This window comes from Flavicella sp. IMCC45537 (assembly GCF_057197705.1).
Genome location: NZ_CM170067.1, coordinates 1,802,053 through 1,828,041, shown reverse-complemented (window position 1 = coordinate 1,828,041; position 25,989 = coordinate 1,802,053). Strand labels below are relative to the sequence as shown.

Genomic DNA, 25,989 nt, shown 5'->3' with positions numbered 1-25,989 from the left:
GATGAATTATAACAATAAAAAATTTAGAGCGGTTACGAATTCTGAATTTGGCGAAACTACGGAAGAAACTGTTTTTCTATATTTTCAAAGTGGAGCTATTTTAAAAGGAACCTACAGCGGAGGGTCTGTAATAAAAGGACAGTTGCTCGGTTCTGTTTCTGTGGATGGTACCATTGATATGTGTTACCATCAAATAAATACTAAAGGAGAATTAAAGTCGGGTATATGCAAGTCTATACCTGAAATTCTATCTAACGGTAAAGTCCGTTTGCATGAATCTTGGAAATGGACCTCTGGGGGAACTGAAAGTGGAAATTCAATTATTGAAGAATTCTAAAGTGACTACAAAAATTAAAATATAGGGATACATGAAAAAAATATTAATTATTGCCGTTTTTTTTATAGCCTGGAATTCAAATGCTCAAGGTTCTACCGATGATTTGGATTTAGCATCTAAGCTACAAGAAGTATCAGAAACAAATATTTTAAGGGATAAAAACTATCACAATTGGGGGTCTTCAATTGTGAAAACAAAAGATGGGAAATATCATTTGTTTTATGCACAAATGTCAAAAAAGCTTGGGTTTAGTACCTGGCTGACAGATGGTATTGTATCTCATGCCGTTTCTGAGAATCCAGCGGGGCCGTATAAGTTTAAAGAAGTGGTTTTAAAAGGAAGAGGAAATGGATATTGGGATGCTCATACAGCTCATAATCCCCGCATCAAATATTTTGATGGGAAATATTATTTATATTATATGTCTACAAATGTTGGAGATAGAGAATTATCATCTGCAGAATGGGAACAGGCAAGGAAAAGTGGTATTTCAAATGAATATAGAGCATTGGTAAGAGAAAACCAACGTATTGGAGTTGCTGTTGCTAACAGTGTTGATGGACCATGGGAGCGTTTTGATAAGCCGCTAGTAGAACCTGCCGGACCGATTGCTCAAATTACCTGTAACCCAGCTTTAGTGGAAAGACCGGAAGGTGGTTATATAATGATTTTAAGAGGCGATAAACCAAATGTAGCATATGCAAACGGTATTTACCCAAGCCAGTCAGAATTGGTAAGAAGTCAAGCGATTGCCTTGTCTAAAAGTCCACTTGGTCCTTGGGAAATTCAACCAAAAGCAGCTGTAGGAAATTTGAATTCTGAAGACCCTGCAATTTGGTATGATCAAAAGAGGAAGCGCTATTATGGAATTTATCATGCTTTTGGTTATATGGGAATGATTACTTCCACGGATGGTTTAAATTGGGAGAAAGCGAAGCATTATAAAGTATTGGATAAAGCAATTAAAAAATCGGATGGTACCGAAGTTTCTGTGCATCGTTTGGAACGACCTTATATTTATGTTGAAAATGGAGAGGCTTTGGTTCTAACCGTGGCAGCCTTGGATATGGAAGGAAATGCTTATTCTTTGTTTATTCCTTTAAAATAAACAAGTGGGAAGATTAAGGTTTTTTGCTATTTGGAAAAATAGGAAGAATTAAGAATTTTTAATATGAAGGTCTATGAGTATCGAACAAAATTGAATATATTCGGGGTTTCATTAATAAAATGAATAGAACCTATTAATATTTAATGAGGATTAAACTCAATATATTCTTTATTTTTTTATTGTTGTGTATAACTAGCTTTTCACAACAAAGCAAATATGTATTTAGGGAGTTGTCCACTTCTGACGGACTTTCTCAGAGTTCTGTTATTGCAATTCATCAAGACCAGCAGGGGCAAATGTGGTTTGGTACAAGAGATGGATTAAATCTTTTTAATGGAGCAAATTTTAAGGTTTTCAAGAATGATCCTGAAGATGAGAGTTCTATTAGCAATAGTGATATTCTTTCTTTAAAAGAAGATAGTTCTGGTTTACTTTGGATAGGAACGTATAATGGATTAAACAGTTATGACCCCAAAAAGGAAGTGTTTAAAAAATATTATTTTGAAGATACTCCTAGCTCTTTGTGTAGCAATACGATTTGGTGTATTGAAGAAATAGATGGTGAAATATGGATTGGAACTTCAAATGGACTTTCTATTCTTAATAAGAAAACTGGAGTTTTTAGAAATATATTTTCAGAAGTAGACAAGAATAATACTTTGCCAAGTAATTTTGTTTTAAAAATTTTAAAATCCAAAGATGGCTCTATTTGGATTGGGACTTCTAAAGGTCTTTGTAGCATATCGAAGGGGAAGGTTAAAAATACATATGCTATTAATAGATTTGCTGAAGACAAGAGCAAAATTGCCAGTAAACCTTTATTTGTACAGACTATATTGGAGGATAAGTATCAGAATTTATGGATTGGTACAAAAAGTAAGGGGTTATACGTGTTGAATAGAGATACAGAATCCTTAGAGCTGGTTTTTGAAAACAATCAAGAGAATGACTTTAGAGCATTAGCAATTGATCAATTAGAGAATATATGGGTAGGTACTTACAGTGGTATTTATATAATTAGTGATTATAGGTTTGCCAAAAAGTCTACATTTTTTAAAATAGGAGATGTAAATAAAAGTAAAATAAAAACTATCTATAATGATCAAAAAGGATCAGTTTGGATTGGTTCATATTACGATGGTGTTAGTATTTGGGATGAAACCAACGCTAATTTTTCAAAAATAAATAAAAGAAATAATCAACTTAGTTACAATGTGGTTTCTTCAATAACTGCTGATGCTAATGAAAATTTATATTTTGGAACTGAAGGAGGAGGAATTTCAATCTTAGATGTTGCGAAAAAAAAGGTATCATTTATAAATACAGGTAATACAGAATATTTTTCTACAAATAATGTTAAAAAACTCGCTTTTGACAAAAATGATAAGTTACTGATCGGTACAATTGGTAAAGGGTTGCTTGTTTATGATATATCAAGAAAAAAAATATTACCAAATTATTTTAGCAAACAGTTAAATGAGATTGTTGAAGGAACAAGTGTTTATACGATTGATTTAGAAGGTAACGATATCTTTTGGATTGGAACTTTTGGTAATGGACTGGTTCGTTATGAGACACAAAATAACAATATCAAACATTATGTTAAGCATAATGGTCCTTTTAATTCTTTAACCAATGATAGAATTCGCTCCTTATTAATCGACTCTCAAAAAAGAGTTTGGATTGGAACACAAAGTGGTCTTAATTTAATTGCCAATTCAGTGCATACAGAAGAAAATATTAAATATTTTTTCTTTGATAGAAATTCAGTTTCTGGAGATGATATATTAACTGTTTTTGAAGACTCAAATAATCAAATTTGGGTAGGGACAAAGGCAAAAGGTTTGTATTTTTTTGATGGAAATTCTTTTAAGAAAGTACCAATCATTGAAGGGGATTTTGAGATTACATCTATTCACTCTATTATGGAAGATGAAAAAGGTTTTTTTTGGTTGAGTTCAAACAATGGAATTGTAAAATACCACCCTAAAACTAGAGAAATTGTATTATATAACCAATCAGATGGTTTAATTAGTAACTATTATAATGATAATAGCTGTTATCGAGATGCTGAGAATCAGTTTTATTTTGGAGGGCCTTCTGGGGTGAGTTATTTTAATCCACAGAAAATTGTTTCAAATTTGTATGCCCCACAAGTGATACTAACAGATTTTAAAATTCAAAATAAAAAAATTGATGTTAGTGATGATAAAGATGCAATTTTAAATGAAAGTATTTATTGTACCAAAGAGATTGAATTGAGTCATGATAAATCCAATTTTAGTATTTCTTTTTCAATTCCTAGTTTTATAAATTCAACCAACAATTTATTCGCATATAGGTTAAAGGGCCTAGAGGACGAATGGAAAATTACATCGAATACCGAAACCTCATATACGATACAAAAAGCAGGTCGTTATGTGTTTGAAGTAAAAGGAGCGAATAACGACGGATTATGGAATGAGACCCCAACGGCGTTATCTATTGTAATTTTACCAGCACCTTGGAAAAGTTGGTGGGCATACCTATTATATATATTAGTAATCGCATTTTCATTTTTTGGTTTGTTAGTTTTTCAAAAGTCAAAATCTAAATTGAAATTAAGGTTAGATTTAGAACAATTGGAAAATGAGAAAATAGAAGAGGCGAATAGAGTAAAATTAGAGTTTTTTACAAATATTTCCCATGAATTTAGAACACCTTTAACCTTGATTTTAGGACCGCTTCAACAGTTGTTAATGGATTATTCGGGTAGCAATCAAATGCATAAAAAGCTTTTGGTTATCGAGAGTAGCGCGAACCATCTATTAAAACTGATCAATCGATTGATGGACTTTCGAAAACTTGAAAATAACCAATTCAATTTAAAAGCTGCTGAAGGAAATTTTGTGAACTTTTTGAAAGAAATATATTTTTCATTTAGTGAATACGCGAAAGACGGCGGATACAACTATACTTTCGAAGCAGAACAAGATCATATAGATGTGTTTTTTGACAGTGCCAAACTTGAACGAGTCTTTTATAATTTGATTTCGAACGCCTTTAGGTTTACACCTAAAAACGGAAGCATTGCTATAAAAGTGGCAACAAAAGAAGGACAAATTCTTATTTCTGTTGAAGACAATGGAGTTGGTATAGATGAAGAGTTTGTAGATAAGATTTTTGATCGATTTTTTGAACTGGCTATCCATAACAAATCAAGTGAAAATTACTCTAAAGGAACAGGTATTGGATTGTCTATTGTAAAAAATATTGTCGCCCTGCATAAAGGAATCATTCAAGTCAGAAATAAAACTGATAAAGGTGTTGTGTTTGAAGTTTTTCTCCCACTCGGAAAAGAGCATTTATCGGAAGAAGAGGTTATTGAAAATTATAAGGATAGCAATGATATCTCTCAATATGTATCCCAAATAGAATCAGTTGAAGATAATCTTGAGGATGCCATCAACGATATAAGAGAGGAAGAAAATAAATTTACTGTTTTGATCGTTGAAGACCATAAACCATTGCGATCATTTATAAAGCAACTCCTCAAAAATGAATATAAAATTATAGAAGCTGAAAACGGGAAAATAGGTTTGAAAATGGCATTACAAAACATTCCTGATTTGATCATTAGTGACGTAATCATGCCAGAAATGGTGGGTACAGAGATGTGTTCTAAGATAAAAGAGAATATCATCACGAGTCATATACCTGTAGTGTTGTTAACCTCGAGGTCGTCCTTGATATATAAATTTGAAGGCTTAGAAAGTGGAGCAGATGAATACATAAGTAAACCTTTCAATGTAAAAGAATTTAGATTAAAAGTAAAAAATATTTTAGAGTCTGTACAGCGATTAAAAACTAAGTTTTCCATAGAAAATAATCTTACACCTAGCCAAATAGCAGTCTCGTCTGTTGATGAAGACTTGCTTAAAAAAGCATTTTCAGTGGTTGAACAAAATATTTCTAATGACGATTTTGATATTCATACTTTTTGTTCAGAATTGGGGGTCAGTAGAACAGTTTTATTTACAAAGATAAAAGCATGGACAAATTTTACTCCTAAAGATTTTATCCTTGAAATAAGATTAAAAACAGCAGCACGACTTTTGGAACAGGATAAAATTAATATTTCTCAGATTAGTTATAAGGTTGGGTTTAAAAATCCTAAATATTTTAGCAAATGCTTCGCTAAAAAATATGGAGACTCTCCAACTAAGTACAGAGAGAAATTTCATAATAATTTTTCATAATTACCCCTTGAATACCCCGTAATATATAGGATTGGTATTTTTGGATACCCTTTTCCGTACTTTTAAAACCTACTTCATAACTACTTTTGGAACAGTTAAAAACTAATCAACTGTTAAAAAATGTTGTTCTGTTTTGTGTGCATTGCAAATAAAATAAGATCACTTTTTTAACGGATCAACTTAAAACCAAAATTTATGAATTTCAAAAAAATGAAAATTAACAAAGAGTATCTGTTACTTCTCTTTGTTTTCATGAGCACCGTAACATTCGCTCAAAAAAGATCGATTACAGGTAAGGTAATTTCAAGTGATGACGCAATGCCACTTCCTGGGGTAAGTGTTGTTATTAAAGGAACATCATCAGGATCTTCGACCGATTTTGATGGAAATTATACTATTGAGTTAGATGGTAATAACACTACATTAGTATTCAGTTATTTAGGGTTCAGTACTCAAGAGGTCATGGTAGGTTCAAAGACCAACGTAAATATTACTTTAAAATCAGACGTAAGTGCTTTAGATGAGATCGTAGTAGTAGGTTATGGTGCTGTAAAGAAAAGTGATATTACAGGATCAGTGTCTTCTGTCAATAATGAGGAGTTGACTGCATTTCCTGTTTTGGACGCAGCTCAGGCACTACAAGGTCGTGCAGCTGGGGTCGCGGTTCAAACGAACAATGGAGCCGAACCAGGGGCGGCAATTTCTATTAGAATTAGAGGAAATACTTCTATTAGTGCGAGTAGTGCAGCGCTAATTGTGGTTGATGGATTTGTTGGGGCGGCAATGCCACAAGCCTCAGATATAGAATCAATGGAGGTGCTAAAAGATGCATCTGCAACCGCTATTTACGGGTCTAGAGGTGCTAATGGTGTTGTATTAGTAACTACCAAAAAAGGTAGAAAAGGAAAAATGTCGGTTGAAGTAAATACTAGTTATTCTTCACAAAATATTTCCAATCAGTTAGAGCTATTAAATGCCGATCAGTTTGCTGCTTATCAACAAGCAATCAATCCTACTTATGTACAAGGGCCAACTACTACAGATTGGCAAAATCAAATCTATCGTTCTGGAAGTGTTTCGGATACGCAGCTTGCTTTTTCTGGAGGAACAGATAATATCAATTATTATGTTTCCGGGAATTATTACAATCAAAAAGGTGTAGTTGTCAATTCTGGATTCGAGCGTTTCTCTTTCCTAAGTAATATTGATGCTAAAATCAATAAAAAACTAAAAATAGGATTCAATGCTTTCGGTAGCAGGAGTACTAAAAATGGTGTTTCTACTCAAGCTGATACAGGAGGAAGAGGTTCAGGAGATGTAATTTCTGGAGCATACAGATTTGCCCCAGATTTAGGATTGACCGATGAAAATGGAATCAATACTGTAAATTCTGTTGGCGATGATATTGACAATCCTTATGCTGTTGCAACAGAAAGCATAGATGAGACTGTTAGAGATAAGTATCGTGCTAACTTTTATGCCGATTATGAGATCGTTACAGGTTTGTCATTTAAAACCACTTTAGGGTTTAGTTCAGAAAATGCATCTAGAGGTACATTTAAACCATCTACTTTAGTGGCAACAGCAGGTGATGTAGGTGGAATAGCAACCATATCAGATTTTAAAAGATCGAATGTGTTAAGTGAAAATTATCTTACATATAAAAAAGAAATGGGTAATGGAAAGCTAACTGCTTTGCTAGGTTATTCTTATCAAAAGCAAAAAACCGAAAGAAATGCATCTGGTTCTCAGGGATTCATTACGAATAGTGTGTCATTTAGAAATCTAGGTCAAGGTGCTACTACATTGACACCTACATCTTCTTTAAGTGAAACAGAAATAGTTTCTCAATTTGCTAGATTAAATTATGATTTAAATGATAGGTATTTAGTTACAGCAACGGTAAGAAGAGATGGTGCTTCAAACTTTGCTGCGAATGAAAAATATGCAGTATTTCCTTCTGGAGCACTGGGGTGGAAAATATCTAATGAAGAGTTTTTAAAAGAGAGTAACACGATTTCAAATTTGAAATTAAGAGCAAGTTATGGTGTTACAGGAAACCCTTCTATTGAGCCTTACCAATCTTTAGCGAGTTATAGTGATATTTATGCTGTTGTTGGCGATCAGACAGTAAATGCGGTTGTTCCGAATCAGCTTTCTAATCCAAATTTAAAATGGGAATCTTCGTATCAAACAAATTTTGGTGTGGATTTAGGGATGTACCAAAATAGAATATCTTTATCTGTAGATTACTATACAATAGATACGAAAGATGTTATTTTGCCAGATACATCAACGCCAGAATATGCAGGTTTTTTAAATTCTACTGCTTACAGAAATATAGGAGAAATTAATAACAGTGGTTTTGAAATCGCTTTAGGAACTAAAAATATTGTAACCGAAAATTTCTCTTGGTCAACAGAATTCAACTGGTCAAGAAATAGAAATACAGTGAAAAAATTAATTGGAGGAGAAGATGTATTCTTAGACTCTGCACCAGGTCATTTCTTGCAAGATGAAACACATATCTTAAGAGAAGGAGAGGCTGTTGGACAGTTTTTTGGATATGAATACAGAGGTGTAAACCAAGGAGGTACACTTCCTGAAGGTACCGCTAGTTTTTCGAATACACTAGGTGAAGAATTATTTACAGACATCAATGGAGATGGTGTAATAACAACTGATGATAGAAAAATAATAGGAGACCCAAACCAAGATTGGACCTTTGGATTTAACAACACGTTTCGATACAAAAATTTCGATTTGGGAGTGTTTTTTCAAGGCGCTTATGGAGGAGAGTTATTTAGTTATACATTGTTAGAACTCGCCTCTGGAGGATCAAACGCAACAACCGAAGCGTTAAGAGCTTGGACACCGACGAATACAGATACAAACGTACCATCAGCTGCTGTGAGAGAAAAAAGAATTTCTTCTCGATTTGTATACGATGGATCTTATATCCGTTTGAAAAATATTGCTTTAGGGTACAATCTTCCATCACAAATACTTGAAAAAATACATATGGATAATGTGAGATTCTCTATTAGTGGTCAAAACTTATTGACTTTTACAGATTACCCAGGTACAGATCCTGAAGCTAGTTATCAAAGTTCTGGTAATCAACGAGGGAATGTGAATCAAGGTTTCGAATATGGAAATTATCCGAACATTAAGTCAGTAACTTTTAGTCTTAACTTAAAATTTTAAAAAGATGAAAAAATTGAAATATATATATATCATAGCGTTATCATGTTTAGGGGTAGCATGTTCAGATTTGGTAGAAGAACCTGTAGGTTTGTTATCTCCAACGGGGTTTTTTAAGGCTCCTGCAGATGTTCAAACAGCTGTAAATGGAGCAATCGGAACGATGGCAGAAGAAGCCTATTGGGGAAGAAAAATGTCCTTGCCTTTAATGTTAAGAAGTGATATGGTAAGTATTGGTGACGTAGGAACTGCTCAAAGACGTATCGATCATGATCGATTTAGTGTACAAGCGGATAACGGAATGATCACTGCTTTTTGGCCACGATCTTACCAAGTGATTGCTGCAACCAATGAAGCCATCTCAGGAGCCGCTTTGGTAAATGCTCCAGAAAATCAATTGAACCCTATAACGGCTCAAGCGCATTTTGTTCGAGCATATGCTTATTATCATCTTGTGAGGTTATTTGGTGATATCCCATATTTAGATACACCTGTTGATAATTTAGATGTTGCCAAAACTGTTTCAAAAACATCTGAAGCAGAAGTGTATGCTAAAATCATAGCAGATTTACAGTATGCAAAAACCTGGTTGCCAGATACGCAACCAACAAGAGCACTACCAACAAAAGCAAGTGCTGCGGCGTATTTAAGTTCGGTGTATTTAACGATAGGAGATTTTGCAAAGGCTTACAACGAAGCAAAGTATGTGATAGATAATGAAGCTAGATTTGAATTGGAATTGGCTGCAGATTTTCAAGACTTGTTCAATTCATCAAAACAAAATAGTTTAAAAGAGTCTTTATTTTCTTTAGATTTTAACGGTTTTAGAGATGGGAATTATGGTCAAGATTATCAGGCCGCTTTGACTGGGATTAGAGCAAATCAAGCAGGTGATATTGGTGGCGGTTGGTCTGTTGCAGTGCCAAGTGTAAAGGTATATAATACCTGGGATGTAAATGATTATAGAAGAGCTGTAAGTTTAGATGATACAGGGATTTTTGACGGCAATGTTGAGCCATATACAAACTTTCCTACTTTTGATGCTAGAAATATTGCTTCTGCTTATATCGCTAAGTATACTCGTTTTCCTGGGGTAACTTCAAACGGAAACGGTAGAGGGTCTAGTACAAATTATGCTAAAATGCGCTATGCTGAAGTTTTACTAATTGCTGCAGAGGCATTGAATGAAACATCACCTGGATCTACCGAGGCAGAGGGATATGTAAATAGAGTTAGAGCGAGAGCTCGTAATCAAGGAGGAGTGATGACTTCATTTCCAGCAGATGTAACACCTGGGTTGTCACAAGCCGATTTTAGAACGATGGTTTTAGAAGAGCGAAAGTGGGAATTGGCTTTTGAGTACAAAAGGTGGTATGATATTAAAAGAAGGCAGTTGGGTGATGAAGTATTTGCAGCTTCTGGCTTAGAAGAACAACCGTTATTTGACGCATCTAGAGATTATTTTTTACCGTTACCTGCGGATGAATTGAAAAGAAATCCTAACTTATTACCTCAAAACAACGGATATTAATTTATAATTTCAATGAAGAAAAATATTTTTATAATATTAATTGGGTTTGCATTGCTCTTCGGAGCATGTAAATCCAATACTAACAAGGGGGGAAAAATAAGAGCAACAGATACAAACGGATTATTAGAAAAACGTTTCGAAAAATTACTTGATTATCAGGTGGATGCACTTTCATTTCCTAGAAGTATGTCCTTGAATCCTGAAGAAATTCATAAAGTCCCCTCTAAAGATTGGACGAGTGGTTTTTTTCCAGGGAACTTATGGCAAATTTATGCTTTGACAGGAGGAAAAGAATTTAAAGACAAAGCCATGGAGTGGACTGCTTTGATGGAAGACCAGCAATGGAATGACAAAACGCATGACATGGGGTTTAAAATATTTTGCAGTTTTGGTGAAGGATTGAAATATCATGAAAATCAATATTATAAAGATGTAATTGTACAAAGTGCGAAAACATTATGTACCAGGTATAACAGCAAAGTGAAGTTGTTACGTTCGTGGGATTTTAATGCTGATATATGGGAGTTTCCAGTAATCATTGATAATATGATGAATTTAGAGTTGTTGTTTGAAGCAACTAAAGTTTCTGGAGATAGCACTTTTCATAAAATAGCAGAACAACATGCGAAAACAACCTTAAATAATCATTTTAGACCAGACAATAGCACGTATCATGTTGTTGTTTATGATACTATAAATGGTGCTGTGAAGCAAAAGGTGACGCATCAAGGGATTCATGATGAGTCTTCATGGGCACGAGGACAAGGTTGGGCAATTTATGGTTTTACAATGGTCTATAGATATACTAAAAACAAAGATTTTTTAGACCAAGCCGAAGCGACAGCAACTTATTATATGTCTCATAAAAATTTGCCTGAAGATGGAATACCGTACTGGGATTTTGATTTGCCTTCGGGACCAGATACTCCAAGGGATGCCTCTGCAGCGGCTTTAGTAAGCTCGGGGTTATTTGAACTGTATTCGTATACGAAAAAACAATCTTATAGTACATTTGCCATGAGAGTTTTAAATAATTTGAATTCTCAGAATTATCTTTTAGAAGAATCTATAAATGGCCCATTTATATTAAAACATAGTACAGGAAATGGTCCCAAAAATGATGAAATTGACGAACCTATAGTATATGCAGACTATTATTTTTTAGAAGCGTTACTAAGACAAAGAAGTTATTCAGAAGAAAAATAAAAATATCCTTTTATGAAAATCCAAATTCTAATTAAATCCTTGAGTATTATTTTTCTGTTTGCAATGTATTCTTGTGATAAAAATGCAAGTGATACGATGCAACGTACAAAACAAAATATCAATGAGCAGTGGTTGTATTTGGAGGATGACTCCGAAAGTATGCTTGAATTATCAAAAGAATGGTCAAAAATAGATTTGCCACATACTTGGAATAATTTAGATGTTACAGACAATGAACCGGGCTACAGACGAAACGCTAGTTGGTACAAAAAAGTTCTAGAGATTCCTTCGCTATCAAAAGAACATCTTTATGCTTTATATTTTGAAGGAGCGAATTGTACTTCTCAGGTGTTCGTAAACGGAGAAAAAGCAGGAGAGCATATTGGAGGATATATTGGATTTGAAATAGATGTTTCAAAATTTATTAAGGAGGGAACAAATGAGATATTAGTGAGGGTAGACAATGGATACAACCCAGAGTTGATTCCTTCGCAAAAGAGCGATTTTTTTATCTATGGAGGGGTTACCAGAGATGTTTGGTGGGTAGTGAAACCTAAAACACATTTGACAAAACTAAAGATTAGTACACCAATTGTTTCTGATGATAGAGCATCTATGCACGTAGATGTTCAAATCAATAATTTGGAAAATGAGGAAAACTTATTTTTGAAAACGGTTCTCAAGAATTCGAAAGGAGTTGAAGTTTTATCGAAAAAAGAAAAGATATCTAGTAACTCTATGGAAGTTGCATTTGATTCTATTTTAAACCCTGAATTATGGGATACTAAAAATCCAAATCTATATTCGGTGTCAGTTTCTTTGTTAAAAGAAGGTGTTGAATTGGACGTATTGCATGACAAAGTTGGATTCCGATGGTTTGAATTTAAAAAGAATGGCCCTTTTTATTTAAATGGTAAAAGATTGCTGTTAAGAGGAACGCACAGACACGAGGAACATGCGGGAGTTGGTGCTGCAATGTCAAACGAACAGCATTGGGATGATATGAAATTAATTAAGAAAATGGGAGCGAATTTCGTGAGATTGGCACATTACCCTCAAGACCCTGAAGTATATAAGGCATGTGATTCTTTGGGATTGCTGGTTTGGGATGAATTGCCATGGTGTCGTGGAGGTGTCGGAAATGATGTTTGGAAAAAAAATGCAAAGAGTTTGTTAACGGAAATGATCGTTCAAAATCAAAACCATCCAAGTATTATTATTTGGTCTTTAGGAAATGAGATTTATTGGTTGCCTGATTTCGAAAATGGAGATGATACAGAAAAGATAAATAGTTTTTTAATAGAATTAAACGATTTAGCTCATGAATTAGATCCTTCAAGAAAAACAGCGATCAGAAAATATTATGAAGGAGCAGATATTGTGGATGTTTTTTCTCCATCAATATGGTCTGGTTGGTATTCGGGTAGTTATAAGAGTTACCAAAAAGCGATTGATTTGTATAAAAAACAATACCCACATTTTATTCATGCAGAGTACGGTGGCTCGAGTCATCTAGGTAGGCATAGTGAAAATCCAATTACAGGTGAGGGGCGTATCAATTCTGATGGATGGGAAGAAGCTATTGTTCAAACGGATGTCGCAAACATTGCTCAAATTGGGGATTGGAGTGAGAATTACATCGTTGACTTATTTGATTGGCATTTAAGAATTTCAGAATTAGATTCTACTTTTGTTGGTAATATTCAATGGGCCTTTAAAGATTTTGGAACACCATTGCGTCCAGAAAATGATATCCCATATATGAATCAAAAAGGGATTACAGATAGAAACGGAATTCCGAAAGATGCTTATTATGTATTTAAAAGTTACTGGAGTGATGAGCCTTTTACATATATCGAATCGCATACTTGGACAGAGCGTCAAGGACCTAAAAATAAAGCAAGAGAAATCAGTGTTTACAGCAATTGTTCTGAAGTAGAGTTGTATCAAAACGGAAAATCTTTAGGCACAAAGAAAAGAGATATCACAAAATTTCCAGCTTCTGGATTAACTTGGAATGTTAACTTTAAAAAAGGAGAAAATGATTTGGTTGCTGTAGGGAAATCAAGAGGCCAAAATACCTTCAGAGATTCTTTGAAGGTGAATTATAGGTTTGTGAAAAATGGACCTGCTAAAAGTTTAAGATTATCTTACGAAGTACTCGAGAATGGAAATTATTTAGTTTCTGCTATCGCCGTTGATAAGAATAATTTACGTTGTTTAGATTATGAAAATCGTGTGTATTTTCAATGCTTAAGTGGTGGAGCAACGTTGAAACATCAAGGAACACCAACAGGTAGTGAAATTATAAATATGGCAAACGGTAAGGCAAGTATTGAAGTGGTTCCTTCAAAAGAACATAACAAAATTGAAATTATGGTGCTGAATCAAAATTTTAAAGGGACCTATTTGACCTTGGAATAGAGGTTGTAATAAAAATGTTTGTCTTTTAGTCTTTGAACAGTTTGGTTTTAATTGAAATTCTAGTGGATAGCACTGTCTTTAACCAGAATTATGGATTTACTCTGAACTGCTCAATCTTTAATGTGGCGTTTCCCGTGTAAACTTCATATCCAGCATTGATGCTTTTAAGCCATGTATTTGGTAAAGCAATATTGGTTTCCGCTAGGGTTCTCAATTCTGGCGTGAGATTTACATATGGCAAATAATCTTTGGTGATTTGAACGACTTCTTTTACGTTGATTTTTAAAATGTCAGGTAACTCCGTATTTCCGTATGGAATAAATTTCAAGTGAGTTTTGTTATTCTTATCTCCTGAATTGATAAAAAATTTATATCGAACCGCATAAGTATATGTTTTTCCATCGATAGTTAGGAGGTAAGGTTTCAAACTTTTATCGGAGTTTCTAGCGAAATACCAATGTGTGTTTTTAGTATTTTCGTCCAACGGTTTGTCTTCAATGCTATTATTGAAATTGTGATGCGCATTCATAATCACTAAATCGTAATCTCGTTCACTAGCCACAGGTTCACTTATTTCAGTTCCATAATTATCAAAAATAAAGTTGATAGAAGCCATCCATTTATCATCAGCGTCATTAGCTTCTAATTGGCTTGTTTTAAAATCAAAGGTCAAGGTATTAGGGATGTCTTTCAATTGTACTGGCATTCCAACTACTGCTTTGTCCGAAACCCAATAATTATTTCCGAAACTTACACTTCCAATAGTGATACTTGGGTAAGAGTCCATTCCTTGTCCGCCTTCATCGAAATATTCTAAAACATAACTTCCTCCATGACTTTCGTTGAATTTGGTATCTAAAAAATACATCTGACTAAAATTTTCATCCAAATACATTTTCAATGTATGATCCGGAATTATAGTTTCTGCACCTGTTACATAAACTTTTTCAGCTGGTGGTCTATTCTCAATAATTTCATTTTCTTCTGGTGATGAACAAGCCATAAAAAATGAAGCAATGCAGAAACTCAGCATATAATAGATGGTCTTTTTATTATTCAGCATGGCGGATTAAAGTTTTGTTGAGGTAAATTTACTAGTAACATGTCACTTAGAAGTTCTTTTGTAATCTGTAATGGTTTGGTAATTGTCAATATCAAATTATGTTAGTTTATAACTTCTTATTAACGTATTTTAGGAAAGTAAGACTTTAAAAAAAAGTATTTTTGTAAAAGTTTTATCTATTTAAAATAATTATGATGTTGAACTGGTTTTCGTCTGGCTTAAAAATGTATTGGTTGGTTTTAATTTGTGCTTTGTTTTTTCAAGGAGCTGTTGCGCAAGAAGAACATGATGTTGTGGAGATACCTGAACCTTTAATGTTTGATTTGGTAAGAGGGTTAGGAGCAAAGAAGGGAGAGTTAGAAATCAATGCTTTGGCTGATTTCCCTGTAAACAACAGTGCCATTCGTGGTGTGGAATGGGCACCCGAAATTGAATATGCTTTGTTTGATAATTTTGCCGTGGAATTAGAATTTCCTATGAATGATTTTGAATTGGAAGCCTATAAAATGGCTATTCAATGGACGATGGGAAGTTCAAAAAACAATAAATTTATTCATGGTATTCAAGTGATAGGAGAGTCGTATACGCATTTAGATTTATTGGAATTGAACTTTTTATATGTACCCGCTTATCGATTTAATGAGGTTTGGAGTGCGATAGGTTTATTTGGTTTGATGCTTGAATCTGGAAATGATGCAGCAGAAAAAAAATATACGATTCTGTTAAATGCTTCGGTATTCGCGGATATCAATAATAAAACTGTAGTTGGTCTAGAAATAAACAACTCAGATCCTACCTTTCAGGGTTTGGATAATAACGAAATGGAATTGTTAATTTTACCTCAAGTGCATTTCGAATTTGAAAAAGGATATTCTCTACAGCTCGGGGTTGGTACAAAGTTTTATGAAAATCAGTCAGATTTATCAGGTGTGGCTAGAATAATTAAAACATTTTAATTCAATCACAACCATGCTATGATAGAGAAAATTCCACACATTATTTTCAATCCTGATTCGGAAGAAAATTTTGGTTTTGAAATTGTCCCTATTGAGAAAATTGCTGGAAAGAAAAAAGCCCAAGGACATGATCCGGAAAAGCCACATCAATTAAAGTTTTACAATTTTATTTTTTATACAAGTGGAACCGGACGACATTATATTGATTTTAAGTGGTATCTTGTTAAAAAAAACACACTAGTTTATCTCACCAAGGATCAAATTAATGCCTTTGAGTTTTCTAAAGACTTAAAAGGTTATTGTTTGATATTCACCGAAGCTTATTTTGTGAGCTGTTTCCCAAATATCACAGAGGATTTTGTGTTTCGTTTGTTCAACTCTCAGTTGTTCTCTCCAATACTACAAATCCCGGATGGTTCAGATTTTGAACGATACTTTCAATTGTTACAGGCAGAATATAAAGTCGCTAACTCTTTTAATCAAAGAAATGTAGTTAATTCTTTATTCGTTATTTTGTTGTCTAAGGCAGAGAGTATTAGGAAAACTAGAACCATTGAAATAAAAGATACTTCTAAAACACGTTGTTTTCATCGTTTTATCCTTTCAATTGAAAAGAATTTCAGAACTACTAGATCTGCAACGTTTTACGCAAGTGAGTTAGCAATTACCTATAAACATTTAAATACTATCTGTAAGGAACTTGCTCATAAAACAGCCAAAAATGTGATTGATGATTTTGTTATTCTTCAAGCAAAAAGAAGATTGATCAATGCTAGAATTAAAAGTACGGATTTAGCTTATGAACTTGGCTTTGATGACCCTACAAATTTCACTAAGTATTTTAAGAAAAATACAAGTTTCACCCCAAATTCTTTTGTAAAGTCATTAGATAAATAATTTTGGTTCGATTTTAACCATTTTTATCACGATTTGTATCTTATTGATTGTACCAAGTTGTACCATCTTTGTAGTAACAAAAATCTACAAATATGAAACGTTTATTTACAACATTGGCAGTTACGTTAGTTATCATCTCATGTAATACTGCAAAAAAGAAAGTCAAAGAAAACACAAATCAAAAAATGGAAACTAAAATGGAATTATCAAACAAAGAAAAAGCAGCAGCTCTTATTAAAAGTTTAGAAACTGGAGACAAATCAACTATTGCCTATATAAACCCTGAGAAGTATATACAGCATAATCTTATGGTTGGCGATGGATTGAAAGGATTTGGTGAAGTGTTACACAATGCCCCAGAAGTTGGTTTTAAAGCCGATGTGATTAGGTCTTTTCAAGATGGTGACTATACTTTTTCTCAAACTAAATATGATTTTTTTGGTCCCAAAATAGGATTTGATGTTTTTCGTTTTGAAAATGGACTCATCGTGGAGCATTGGGATAATCTAATTACAATTCAACCGAACAACCCTAGTGGTAGAAGTCAGATAGATGGTGCGACTGAATTAACTGATTTGGATAAAACAGAGGAAAATAGAAAAGTTGTAGAGAATTTTATTGATTCGATATTATTCAAACATCAATCGAATTACACGGATTATATAAACCCAGAAAAATATATTCAACACAATCCTGCAGTAGCTGATGGCTTAGAGGGATTCGGTGCTGCAATGCAATATTTTGCTGAGAATGGACTGGTGATGGAGTATGATAAAACACATAAAGTATTGGCAGAAGGAAATTTTGTTTTGAGTATTAGTGAGGGGAAGTTCGGAAAAGGAGAGGCCACTTCTTTTTATGATCTATTTAGGTTAGAAAATGGGTTGATAGTAGAGCATTGGGATGTTATTGAAACTATTTTACCTGAGAGTGAACATAAAAATAGTAAGGGTAAATTCAATTTTTAAGAATCCCTATTGATACATTGGATAAAACGAAAAAGGTTCAGGAATATATATTCTGGACCTTTTTTAGTAGGGTGATTTTTAGTTTAACTGTTTTATAGATAGAAATAACCAAATTAAATAAATGTATGATGAAAAGAAATTACCTAACAATTGTATTAATAGCGTGTTTTATAACAAGCGTGATATCCTGTAAACAGGAAAGTGAAACTTGTACAGACAGCGTTTGGTATTTAGATAATGATGGTGATAATTTGGGAGATCCTTCTGAAAGTATCACGGCTTGTGAGCAACCAGATGGCTATGTCTCGAATAATAACGACGATGATGATAGTGGTTCTGTTACGGTGGATTGTGATGTCGAAAATGAGGCGAATCAATCAGAAGTTCAGGAAATAGAAGTAATGAGACAAACAATGCTTACTTTTCGTAATTCATTATCTACTTCCTTACTAACAGAAGCATCAAACTGTTTGGATGATGAACGATTTTATCTTTGGCACAATACACCTAATGGAGGAGGTAATTCAAGAGACGGAATTATTTATGGTGATTTATCTGTAGAACAATTAGAAAATTTTAAAGAATTGTTACAGTTGTTTTTAAGCGAAAGTGGCTATCAGAAAGTAGATGAAATAACTATGTTAGCAGAAGGTTTATTAAATGAATCGTCCCCTTCAGTATGGAGTCCTGATTATTATTCAATTGATTTATTTGGAGATCCGGAAAATAGTGGATCTTGGGGATTTCAACTTGATGGACACCATTTGGCAGTTAATTTTTTAGTGCATGGTGAGAAAGTGTCCATTGTGCCAGCTTTTTTAGGTGGGGAGCCTGCTGTTTCATCGTTTAACGGAACTGAATTTGATATTTTTAAAGATGAAAGAGATTTAGGGTTGGCATTATTTAATGGGTTGACAAATAATGAAACTCCAAATGCGGTCAGTTCTGAAGGGCATTCCATGGAGGTAGGGCCAGCTTCCTCTCCCGGAAGTGTTGATCCTTACCGCGGCAGTTATGATTATTCTGGATTTAGTGGCATTGGTTTGAAATATTCTGATATGTCCGCCCAGACACAAGCAAACCTTATTCTTGTGATGAAAGAATATGTCTATAATATGACAACTACTTTTGCTGATGAGTGGTGGGCTGATATTATGGTAAACATAGAAGATACGTATTTTGTTTGGAAGGATGAAGTAGATAACCCAAATGCAACTTCACCGTTCTATTATCGAATTTACAATCCTTATTTGTGGGTAGAGTACAATTCTGAAAATGCCTTAGGAGGTGGTGGTGCAGATTATAACCATGTACATACCATAACAAGAATACCAAATGGACCCGCTACAGACAATGGTGGGGATTATGGAACTTTCGCAGAGGTGATTAATAAAAATGGGTATAAAACACTATATGAGCATTATGCGACTACCGATCATCACAAAGTGAGTAAAATGTTATTTGATTATTCTATTATAAAGAGTAATGTTACCCATGAGCATCATTAGCATAATCATACGCATCATGAACATTCCATCTATTAAAAGTTGATACTTTATATAATTAGAATACAAAGAGGGATTGCTAAAGCTATTCCTCTTTTGTTTACGAATTGTTTTTAGTTTATTACTTGATATAACAATGTGTGCCAATAAAAAAATCCCATTTCATAGAAATGGGATTTTTTTATTATTTGAAAGGAAGTTATTATTCAATATTTAGAACAAAAGTTAGATCAAAGTCAGTGTCACCGTCCGTAGCTCCCGTGCTAGAAGATTTGATATCTGGTTGATGCTGTAATCTAACAGTAAAAGTCCCTGCTGCTTGTAGTGCAGAGGCAGATGTTGTCCATGTAGTTTGTAAACCTAATGGGTTCTGGTTTTCGTCAAAATCTAAATAATTGATAGTGCTTGAACCTGAAATGTTTCCAGTTCCAGTTGGATTAGAAAAAGCACCGTCTGTAAATCCAAAGAAAATCTGGTGTTCATCAGCTTCTTCGTCTATTTCTTCTCCGATATCCTCTCCAGGAGTTTCTAAATTATTCATAATTTCAAACGTAAGTGTGTACTCTGTGTCTGGAGTAAGAGTAATCTCATCTATGATTTCCAACTCTTCTACACCTTCACCATCTGGATCTTGTGCTCTAGCTTCAACAACAGGTCCTGTAGTTGGCGTGAAAATTAGTTTAATATCTGTGATGATTTCCTCATGATTTTCTTCTTCAGGAATTTCATCGTCATCATTGTCACAACTAGTGAATGTTACTCCGGTAAAAAGAATTGCAATTAGGCTGTAGATTTTCAAGTTTTTGATTGTTTTCATTTTTAGTAATTTATTAATTAATTGTATAGTTAAGAGTTAATAGGAAATTTCTTCCGGGTTCGTCTGCAAATAGACGCATTTCATTTAAATAATCTCGATATGAGGTATTGGATACATTTTGAATAGTGAATCCTGTTTTAATTTTTTTCCATTGAAAGTTCCAAGAGATGTCTAGTAAGAAATAACCATCAGGAGCATCTTTAAAATCAAAGATGGGAGTTTCAGGAGTAATTATTTCTGAACCATCGATTAAATCTTCTGGAGGAACCGTTCTTGGTGCTTGGTACTGTTTGAAGGTATAGCTTGGTTTAATGGTAATTGTAGAGTTTTCTAAACTTCCAAGTTTGGCTTTTTTCCACTCTAATTTATAACTAAGTGAGGTGGGAGGTTGGTTGATCAAAGGTTCATTTTCACTTATGTTTTTTGACCACAAATAGCTCAAACCAAAGGTCCCTGCAAGTTGCCCAGTAAATTCATGTTTCCAACTATAATCGGTACCTAAGAAAACAGCATCAGATTGAACATAAATATAAGCAGGCATCGGACCTCGAATGGTGCCATAAACGCCATATGGACGATCGTAAATAAAATTCTCTATATAATGTCCATAAAGTGTAATATGGTGTGAATTATTCGTATTGTGTGTTGAAAACTCATTAATGAATTTATAGCCTTTTTCCGGTGCTACCTTAGAGTCTTTCATAGAAATAACTTTGTCAGTTTTTAGGTCACCATCGTCGTTAGTGTAATATCTTAGCAAACCAAAACTATTTTTAAAACCATGTTGCCCAAAGCTATATAATTCAGCCATGTTCGGGGAACGCCATGCGGTACCTATATTGGATCTAAATGTACTGTGATGATTTATTTTTCTGATAAACCCGAAGCTTGAAGACAAATTTGAAAAACTGTAGTTGTCCTTAAAAACATCATTGTTAGATTCCCTTCCTCTTACATCACTTGTTTCGTGATCAAATCGAAAACCTATTTCAAAAGTGGTTTTATTAAATGACTTGCTTTCTGTTATAAAACCACTGATTCTGTTTGTGTTATAGTTTGGGATGAATGGTGTGGTACCCGTTCCTGGATTATTGTCATTGTCTTGGTTGAAAACTTGGAGTCCAATCAGGCCATCAAATTTCAACCACTCAGGGTGTTTCCATTCTAATTGATAGTCAGAAGTAGTTAAATCTAAATTTATGATGGGTTTGTCTGCATTTCTTCTAACATCATACTCTTTTCTTAGGTTGAGTTGTTTTCCTGCTATTAGGGTAAGTTTTGCATCATCAGCATAATACCAGTTGATTGCCGCTTTTGCTAAATGATGTGTTGTAAGTTGGTTAGGCTCATTTATATCATATGAAAAAGGTCTGATAAAAAGAGGCCTGTCAGAATTGATAGCTTTCACAAAGGTTTCTCCACTTTCAGCAATGGAAGATCTAAGAAATGCTAAATTCTGATCAATATAACTGTAATACAATTTAAAATCAAAATCTTTTAAATGATAACGCGTTCCTAATCCAAAAGATTTTTCTTCTTTTCCCGAATTGGTTAGCATATAATCAGGTGCATGTTTGTCACCGATTTTAGTGTAGTTTCCATTGATAAAATAACTCCATTTTTCAAAACCTGTTCCTGTTTCAAAACCTGCATTATATCCTTTTCCGTTACTTTGGAAGCTTGTACCAATTTGGGCATAAGTAGATTTGTTTAAATGCATAGGGTTAGGGTTTATATTGATGGCACCACCTATGGCTTCAGGACCAAATCTAACACCCGCAGCTCCTTTGATAACCGTAATAGAGTTTGCAGCAGAAATATCTATTTCTGGAGCATGATCTGTACCCCAATTTTGAAAACCATGTTTTATTCCATTGTTAAGAACTAAAATTCTATTACCGTACAACCCATGGATAACTGGGAGTTGGACATTATTTCCAGAGGATACAAAAGTAACTCCTTGGGCATCGGCTAAGGCTGTAGCCATAGATTGTGTTGGGTTTAACTGAATTTCAGCCTTGTTCACATTAATTTGAGAAATAGTAACGGTTCCTTCCTTTTTTTTGTTTTGGGCTTCTATTAGAACAGTTTCTAAGCCCATAACTTCTTGAGTTAAAAAGATATGAGGAGATTTACCATGTTGGTGATTGTGTTCACAAACGGTATCGCAATATCCAAAACAGGATATGATGAGTGTATTAGCCTCACTACATAAATTTTCAATCAAAAATTTTCCGTGAATATCAGTAGTTGTGTATTTCTCAGTGCCTTGAATCCTTACGGTAACATAAGGGATGGGTTGCTTGGTTTCATTATCTAAAATTTCACCAGTTACACTATGGCTACAAGCCGTATCTTGGGCTTGTATCATGCATATTTGAAAAATAAATATGAGAATAAAATAAAAGCGTTTTCTTTTAGGATTCATCAGTAGGGAAAGGATCTGAGTTTTATTTTGCAACACAACATTTATTTTCGTTACACCTGCAAAATTTAATATTATACAAGTGTAAAAGAATTAATAAGGTAGAAGGAATGTAAATTATTTCTTCAGGGATATTGATATGTACCGATTTTTCATTTAAAATAATTAAAAACATCCATATCCAACTTGTCCATAAACCTAATAAAACCCATTTGTTGTTTTGTGTTTTGTGAATTTTACAGACCGCATAAAATGATAGCGGTAAGAACACATAATCCAAAATAGGCCACCAATTTGGAGCCAACTGGGAACTGTTAAGGTTAGTAGTGCTAACAAATAATATAGGTGTTGCTAGGCAGTGTAGCAAGCATAAAAATGCAGCTATAGCACCAAGGAAATCATTTTTTATTGTGTATGTGGACATAATACTCTATTAACGCAACTAAGTTGCAAATATATAAAAAATTAACAAACGCAACAATGTTGCTTTAATAAAATATTTATATTATTTTTGAAATCACAACTAAGGTGTATTATATGAATTTAGAATTGGTTTTAAAGGAGCATGGATTGAGAAAAACAACTTTTAGAAAGGAGTTGTTAGATGCGTTCTATAAATCTAACTCTTCCCTTACGGCTGATGAAGTGAAATCTAGAGTAGGAGAGAATACGGATAGGGTAACTGTTTATAGAGCTTTAGATGCTTTTGAGAAAAAAGGATTGATTCATCGTGTTCCTGATAAAAACAATCTAACTCGTTACGCTTTGTGCCATAGTAAATGTAGTGCAGATGCACATTTACATAACCATGCACATTTTATTTGTAATGGTTGTAATGAAACATTTTGTATTGATGATGTTGAAATTCCTAAGATCAAGGATGCGAAAGGATTTCGTATAACCAAATCTAAATTGACATTGGAAGGTAGTTGTCCGAGCTGTAGTAATTTTTAATAAAATATTACATCAACATTTTACGGGTTAAAATGATAACCTATTCCTAAAAAGAGCCGTGCTCCACTAATTTTGTTGGCCCAAGAAATGTCAAAATCTACAGGGCCGATGATTGAGTTATATGATGTTGTGAGCCCAACCGTAGTAAGTAAACTTGTTTGTGTTTGTGTTACCCATTGGCCAGTAGGTTTATAGAAATCTTTGAGATAGTTATTAAAGTCACCAAAACCAACTGAGGCAATATTTACATGTGGAGTAAAGTAAATACTTGAAACAGGAGAATATTGGGCAGAAAGAGCTAACATATTAAACTGTGTTACAGCTAATTCATTTTCTTCCAAACCAGGTGTTATAAAGGCATCATATCTAGGACGTTCAATATTTCCTCCTAAGAAAAAGTTCGCGGCATATCCAAAACTGTCATAGCTTATTTTGCTTCCATTATCATTGAAAAAAGTATGTCCACCGGTAACACCAATAATACCTGTTAGCTTTTTATTTATTGGAATTCGTTTTTCAAACTTATATCTAAATCTAGTAAAGGTACTTAATGCTCCTTCAGTATCAGGAATATTAAATTCATCCAATGACTCTGCAATCATGTTATTAAGTACAGAAGTACTTAGTTTTACCTTAAAAAAAGTTCCTTTTTCAGCATAGAAAACCTTGTCTAAGGTATTGTGAATATATTGAGCATAGATATCAATGTTTTTGAAATCATAATGGTCTAAACTATAAATATTGTCACTGATACTTGGGTCAATTTTGGGTTTTAATCTGTTCCAATCATAAGTAAATCCAAGCCCAATATAATTTCTAAATGAATCAAGATTAAAATTTATTTGATTGTCAAATTGAATGTGTTCATTTCTAAGATCTCCTGAGTATTGCCCAACAAAGAAGGTTTTTTGATCTAATTTTTCTCCATATAAATCCGATCTAAACCACCAATCTTTATTTCTTCCAAAGTTTTTCTGGTATTGTAATCTATAACGTAAATCGTTGGATAAATCAACACTTGCAATTATTCTAGAGGATTCTCCTAGTAAATTCCTTCCAGTGTAATTCAGAAATAAGCCGACTCCTCTGAAGTCATCAAAATGAAGTGATCCTTTAAATAGGTGCGTTGTTTTTTCTTTTGCGGTAATTTTTAAACCAGATTTATTTTTATAACGAAATAAGTGAAATGAAATAGCATCAAATAAATTAGTCCCTAAGGCATTATGTGAGGCCGCCTTGATTTCGTCTAAAGTGTAATATTCATTAATGTTTAAGTTAATTCTTGATCTAAAAAGATCCATATTTCCTTTGCTAATACCTTCTATTACGATAGAATCCAACAAAACCTTATTTGCAACAATTGGTAATTCGGGCTTTAACTGTTTGAAATTTTTTATTTTTTCAGCAATTGCCGTAAGTCCAGCAATATTTTCTTTAGTAGCAATTTTACCTTCCTGATAAATTTCTACATTCTTGCCAAAACTCCCCGTAGAGTGCGTTAGGTATTTTGTATGGTCGATTAAAACGTCACATAACTTTTTGTTTTCAGGAACCTTTAAATTGGAGGCTAGCATGGCACTTTGAAACACTACAGTAACGGGACTATCTAGTTTCTCTTTAGGTTCCATTCCTCCTCCTACGTCACTTCCGATAATAATATCAGCCCCCCATTTTTTAGCAATATCTGTAGGGAAGTTATTCAAAACACCGCCATCCACTAATAGTACATCTTTATATTCCATTGGAGCAAAGACTGCTGGGATAGACATACTAGATCTCATTGCAAAACTCAAAGAACCTTGATCAAGAATTATCTCTTTTCCGTTTACTATATCTGTAGCAACTGCTCTGAACGGTATCGGTAAACTATCAAAATCTTTTATATTGTTGACAGGATAAGTCATTTCATTAAAAAAGGCATTGATGTTTTGATCACTGATGATGGATGTTTTTTTTCGAATCTTTCCTTTTTCCCATTCTAATTCTACTAAATATCTTTTGTATTCACTTTTTTCCTCATTACTTACAGCAGTTACAGGAATGTTACTGCTAAAGAGTTTAGTCCAGTCTGTGGTTTGAGAAACTGCAGCAATACTATCACCAGAATAACCACTGGCGTATAGTGCTCCAACAATGCTACCCATACTTGTTCCAATAATAACATCCGGTACAATCCCTAGGGAATCCATAGCCTGTAATGTTGGGATATGTGCAATTCCTTTTGCTCCACCACCACTAAGTACAAGAGCCACTTTTGGTTTGGAGGTTTGTGCTATTCCACAAAAGCCAATAAATAAGATACAAAGGAAGATGGTAAAGTTTCTTTTCATAGCATTAAGATCGATATGTCAAATTT

General features: G+C 33.8%; 17 protein-coding genes. 12 read left to right on the top strand and 5 right to left on the bottom strand.

Annotated features, from left to right (window positions below):
• The first annotated feature begins 1 nt into the window (after position 1).
• The 7 genes from AC2DGP_RS07635 (at position 2) to AC2DGP_RS07605 (ending at position 14,048) form a co-directional block, all read left to right on the top strand.
• Positions 2-337: an avidin-fold protein gene (locus tag AC2DGP_RS07635; RefSeq protein WP_484492408.1), complete on the top strand. Its 336-nt coding sequence runs from the start codon at positions 2-4 to the stop codon at positions 335-337.
• Between the two features lie 31 nt (positions 338-368).
• Positions 369-1,445 (top strand): glycoside hydrolase family protein, encoded by a 1,077-nt coding sequence (locus AC2DGP_RS07630; protein ID WP_484492407.1) that lies wholly within the window; start codon positions 369-371, stop codon positions 1,443-1,445.
• 230 nt (positions 1,446-1,675) lie between these two features.
• Positions 1,676-5,683, top strand: a complete 4,008-nt coding sequence (locus tag AC2DGP_RS07625; RefSeq protein WP_484492406.1) for a hybrid sensor histidine kinase/response regulator — start codon at positions 1,676-1,678, stop codon at positions 5,681-5,683.
• Positions 5,684-5,893: 210 nt separating this feature from the next.
• Positions 5,894-8,890 carry a SusC/RagA family TonB-linked outer membrane protein gene (locus AC2DGP_RS07620; RefSeq protein WP_484492405.1) on the top strand — a complete coding sequence of 999 codons (2,997 nt, stop codon included), beginning with the start codon at positions 5,894-5,896 and terminating at the stop codon, positions 8,888-8,890.
• A gap of 4 nt (positions 8,891-8,894) precedes the next feature.
• Positions 8,895-10,418: a RagB/SusD family nutrient uptake outer membrane protein gene (locus AC2DGP_RS07615; RefSeq protein ID WP_484492404.1), complete on the top strand. Its 1,524-nt coding sequence runs from the start codon at positions 8,895-8,897 to the stop codon at positions 10,416-10,418.
• A gap of 12 nt (positions 10,419-10,430) precedes the next feature.
• Entirely contained in the window at positions 10,431-11,624 is a 1,194-nt protein-coding gene (locus AC2DGP_RS07610; RefSeq protein WP_484492403.1) for a glycoside hydrolase family 88 protein, read from the top strand.
• 12 nt (positions 11,625-11,636) lie between these two features.
• The gene (locus tag AC2DGP_RS07605) at positions 11,637-14,048 is read left to right on the top strand and encodes a glycoside hydrolase family 2 protein (protein WP_484492402.1); all 2,412 of its coding nucleotides are present in this window, start codon (positions 11,637-11,639) and stop codon (positions 14,046-14,048) included.
• A gap of 88 nt (positions 14,049-14,136) precedes the next feature.
• Here AC2DGP_RS07605 and AC2DGP_RS07600 read toward each other — a convergent pair whose 3' ends face one another.
• On the bottom strand, positions 14,137-15,111 hold the full coding sequence (locus AC2DGP_RS07600; RefSeq protein WP_484492401.1) for a hypothetical protein: 975 nt from the start codon (positions 15,109-15,111) through the stop codon (positions 14,137-14,139).
• Positions 15,112-15,305: 194 nt separating this feature from the next.
• On the opposite strand from AC2DGP_RS07600, the gene AC2DGP_RS07595 reads away from it, so the two are divergent.
• From AC2DGP_RS07595 to AC2DGP_RS07580, 4 genes are all read left to right on the top strand, one after another.
• Positions 15,306-16,067, top strand: coding sequence for a hypothetical protein (locus AC2DGP_RS07595; protein ID WP_484492400.1), 762 nt, complete (start codon positions 15,306-15,308; stop codon positions 16,065-16,067).
• A gap of 18 nt (positions 16,068-16,085) precedes the next feature.
• Positions 16,086-16,964, top strand: a complete 879-nt coding sequence (locus tag AC2DGP_RS07590) for a helix-turn-helix domain-containing protein (RefSeq protein ID WP_484492399.1) — start codon at positions 16,086-16,088, stop codon at positions 16,962-16,964.
• A gap of 92 nt (positions 16,965-17,056) precedes the next feature.
• The gene (locus AC2DGP_RS07585) at positions 17,057-17,932 is read left to right on the top strand and encodes a nuclear transport factor 2 family protein (RefSeq protein ID WP_484492398.1); all 876 of its coding nucleotides are present in this window, start codon (positions 17,057-17,059) and stop codon (positions 17,930-17,932) included.
• Positions 17,933-18,060: 128 nt separating this feature from the next.
• A complete protein-coding gene (locus AC2DGP_RS07580) occupies positions 18,061-19,440 on the top strand; it encodes a DUF3500 domain-containing protein (RefSeq protein WP_484492397.1) in 1,380 nt (459 codons plus the stop codon).
• Positions 19,441-19,639: 199 nt separating this feature from the next.
• Here the strand turns inward: AC2DGP_RS07580 and AC2DGP_RS07575 are convergent, their stop codons facing one another.
• From AC2DGP_RS07575 to AC2DGP_RS07565, 3 genes are all read right to left on the bottom strand, one after another.
• On the bottom strand, positions 19,640-20,254 hold the full coding sequence (locus AC2DGP_RS07575) for a GTP cyclohydrolase (protein WP_484492396.1): 615 nt from the start codon (positions 20,252-20,254) through the stop codon (positions 19,640-19,642).
• A 13-nt stretch (positions 20,255-20,267) separates the two neighbouring features.
• Complete coding sequence (locus AC2DGP_RS07570; RefSeq protein WP_484492395.1) at positions 20,268-22,625, bottom strand: TonB-dependent receptor; 2,358 nt, start codon at positions 22,623-22,625, stop codon at positions 20,268-20,270.
• 79 nt (positions 22,626-22,704) lie between these two features.
• Positions 22,705-23,103, bottom strand: a complete 399-nt coding sequence (locus AC2DGP_RS07565) for a MerC domain-containing protein (protein ID WP_484492394.1) — start codon at positions 23,101-23,103, stop codon at positions 22,705-22,707.
• Between the two features lie 113 nt (positions 23,104-23,216).
• Here AC2DGP_RS07565 and AC2DGP_RS07560 point away from each other — a divergent pair, with 113 nt between their 5' ends.
• On the top strand, positions 23,217-23,633 hold the full coding sequence (locus tag AC2DGP_RS07560; protein ID WP_484492393.1) for a Fur family transcriptional regulator: 417 nt from the start codon (positions 23,217-23,219) through the stop codon (positions 23,631-23,633).
• A 20-nt stretch (positions 23,634-23,653) separates the two neighbouring features.
• Here AC2DGP_RS07560 and AC2DGP_RS07555 read toward each other — a convergent pair whose 3' ends face one another.
• Positions 23,654-25,963: a patatin-like phospholipase family protein gene (locus AC2DGP_RS07555; protein ID WP_484492392.1), complete on the bottom strand. Its 2,310-nt coding sequence runs from the start codon at positions 25,961-25,963 to the stop codon at positions 23,654-23,656.
• Between the last annotated feature and the right edge of the window lie 26 nt (positions 25,964-25,989).

Bases quoted from the DNA above. Each gene is read 5' to 3' on its own strand.
- AC2DGP_RS07635 (WP_484492408.1), top strand. From the start codon at position 2: ATGAATTATAACAATAAAAAATTTAGAGCGGTTACGAATTCTGAATTT.
- AC2DGP_RS07630 (WP_484492407.1), top strand. From the start codon at position 369: ATGAAAAAAATATTAATTATTGCCGTTTTTTTTATAGCCTGGAATTCA.
- AC2DGP_RS07620 (WP_484492405.1), top strand. From the start codon at position 5,894: ATGAAAATTAACAAAGAGTATCTGTTACTTCTCTTTGTTTTCATGAGC.
- AC2DGP_RS07615 (WP_484492404.1), top strand. From the start codon at position 8,895: ATGAAAAAATTGAAATATATATATATCATAGCGTTATCATGTTTAGGG.
- AC2DGP_RS07610 (WP_484492403.1), top strand. From the start codon at position 10,431: ATGAAGAAAAATATTTTTATAATATTAATTGGGTTTGCATTGCTCTTC.
- AC2DGP_RS07605 (WP_484492402.1), top strand. From the start codon at position 11,637: ATGAAAATCCAAATTCTAATTAAATCCTTGAGTATTATTTTTCTGTTT.
- AC2DGP_RS07600 (WP_484492401.1), bottom strand. From the start codon at position 15,111: ATGCTGAATAATAAAAAGACCATCTATTATATGCTGAGTTTCTGCATT.
- AC2DGP_RS07595 (WP_484492400.1), top strand. From the start codon at position 15,306: ATGTTGAACTGGTTTTCGTCTGGCTTAAAAATGTATTGGTTGGTTTTA.
- AC2DGP_RS07590 (WP_484492399.1), top strand. From the start codon at position 16,086: ATGATAGAGAAAATTCCACACATTATTTTCAATCCTGATTCGGAAGAA.
- AC2DGP_RS07585 (WP_484492398.1), top strand. From the start codon at position 17,057: ATGAAACGTTTATTTACAACATTGGCAGTTACGTTAGTTATCATCTCA.
- AC2DGP_RS07580 (WP_484492397.1), top strand. From the start codon at position 18,061: ATGAAAAGAAATTACCTAACAATTGTATTAATAGCGTGTTTTATAACA.
- AC2DGP_RS07575 (WP_484492396.1), bottom strand. From the start codon at position 20,254: ATGAAAACAATCAAAAACTTGAAAATCTACAGCCTAATTGCAATTCTT.
- AC2DGP_RS07570 (WP_484492395.1), bottom strand. From the start codon at position 22,625: ATGATACAAGCCCAAGATACGGCTTGTAGCCATAGTGTAACTGGTGAA.
- AC2DGP_RS07565 (WP_484492394.1), bottom strand. From the start codon at position 23,103: ATGTCCACATACACAATAAAAAATGATTTCCTTGGTGCTATAGCTGCA.
- AC2DGP_RS07560 (WP_484492393.1), top strand. From the start codon at position 23,217: ATGAATTTAGAATTGGTTTTAAAGGAGCATGGATTGAGAAAAACAACT.
- AC2DGP_RS07555 (WP_484492392.1), bottom strand. From the start codon at position 25,963: ATGAAAAGAAACTTTACCATCTTCCTTTGTATCTTATTTATTGGCTTT.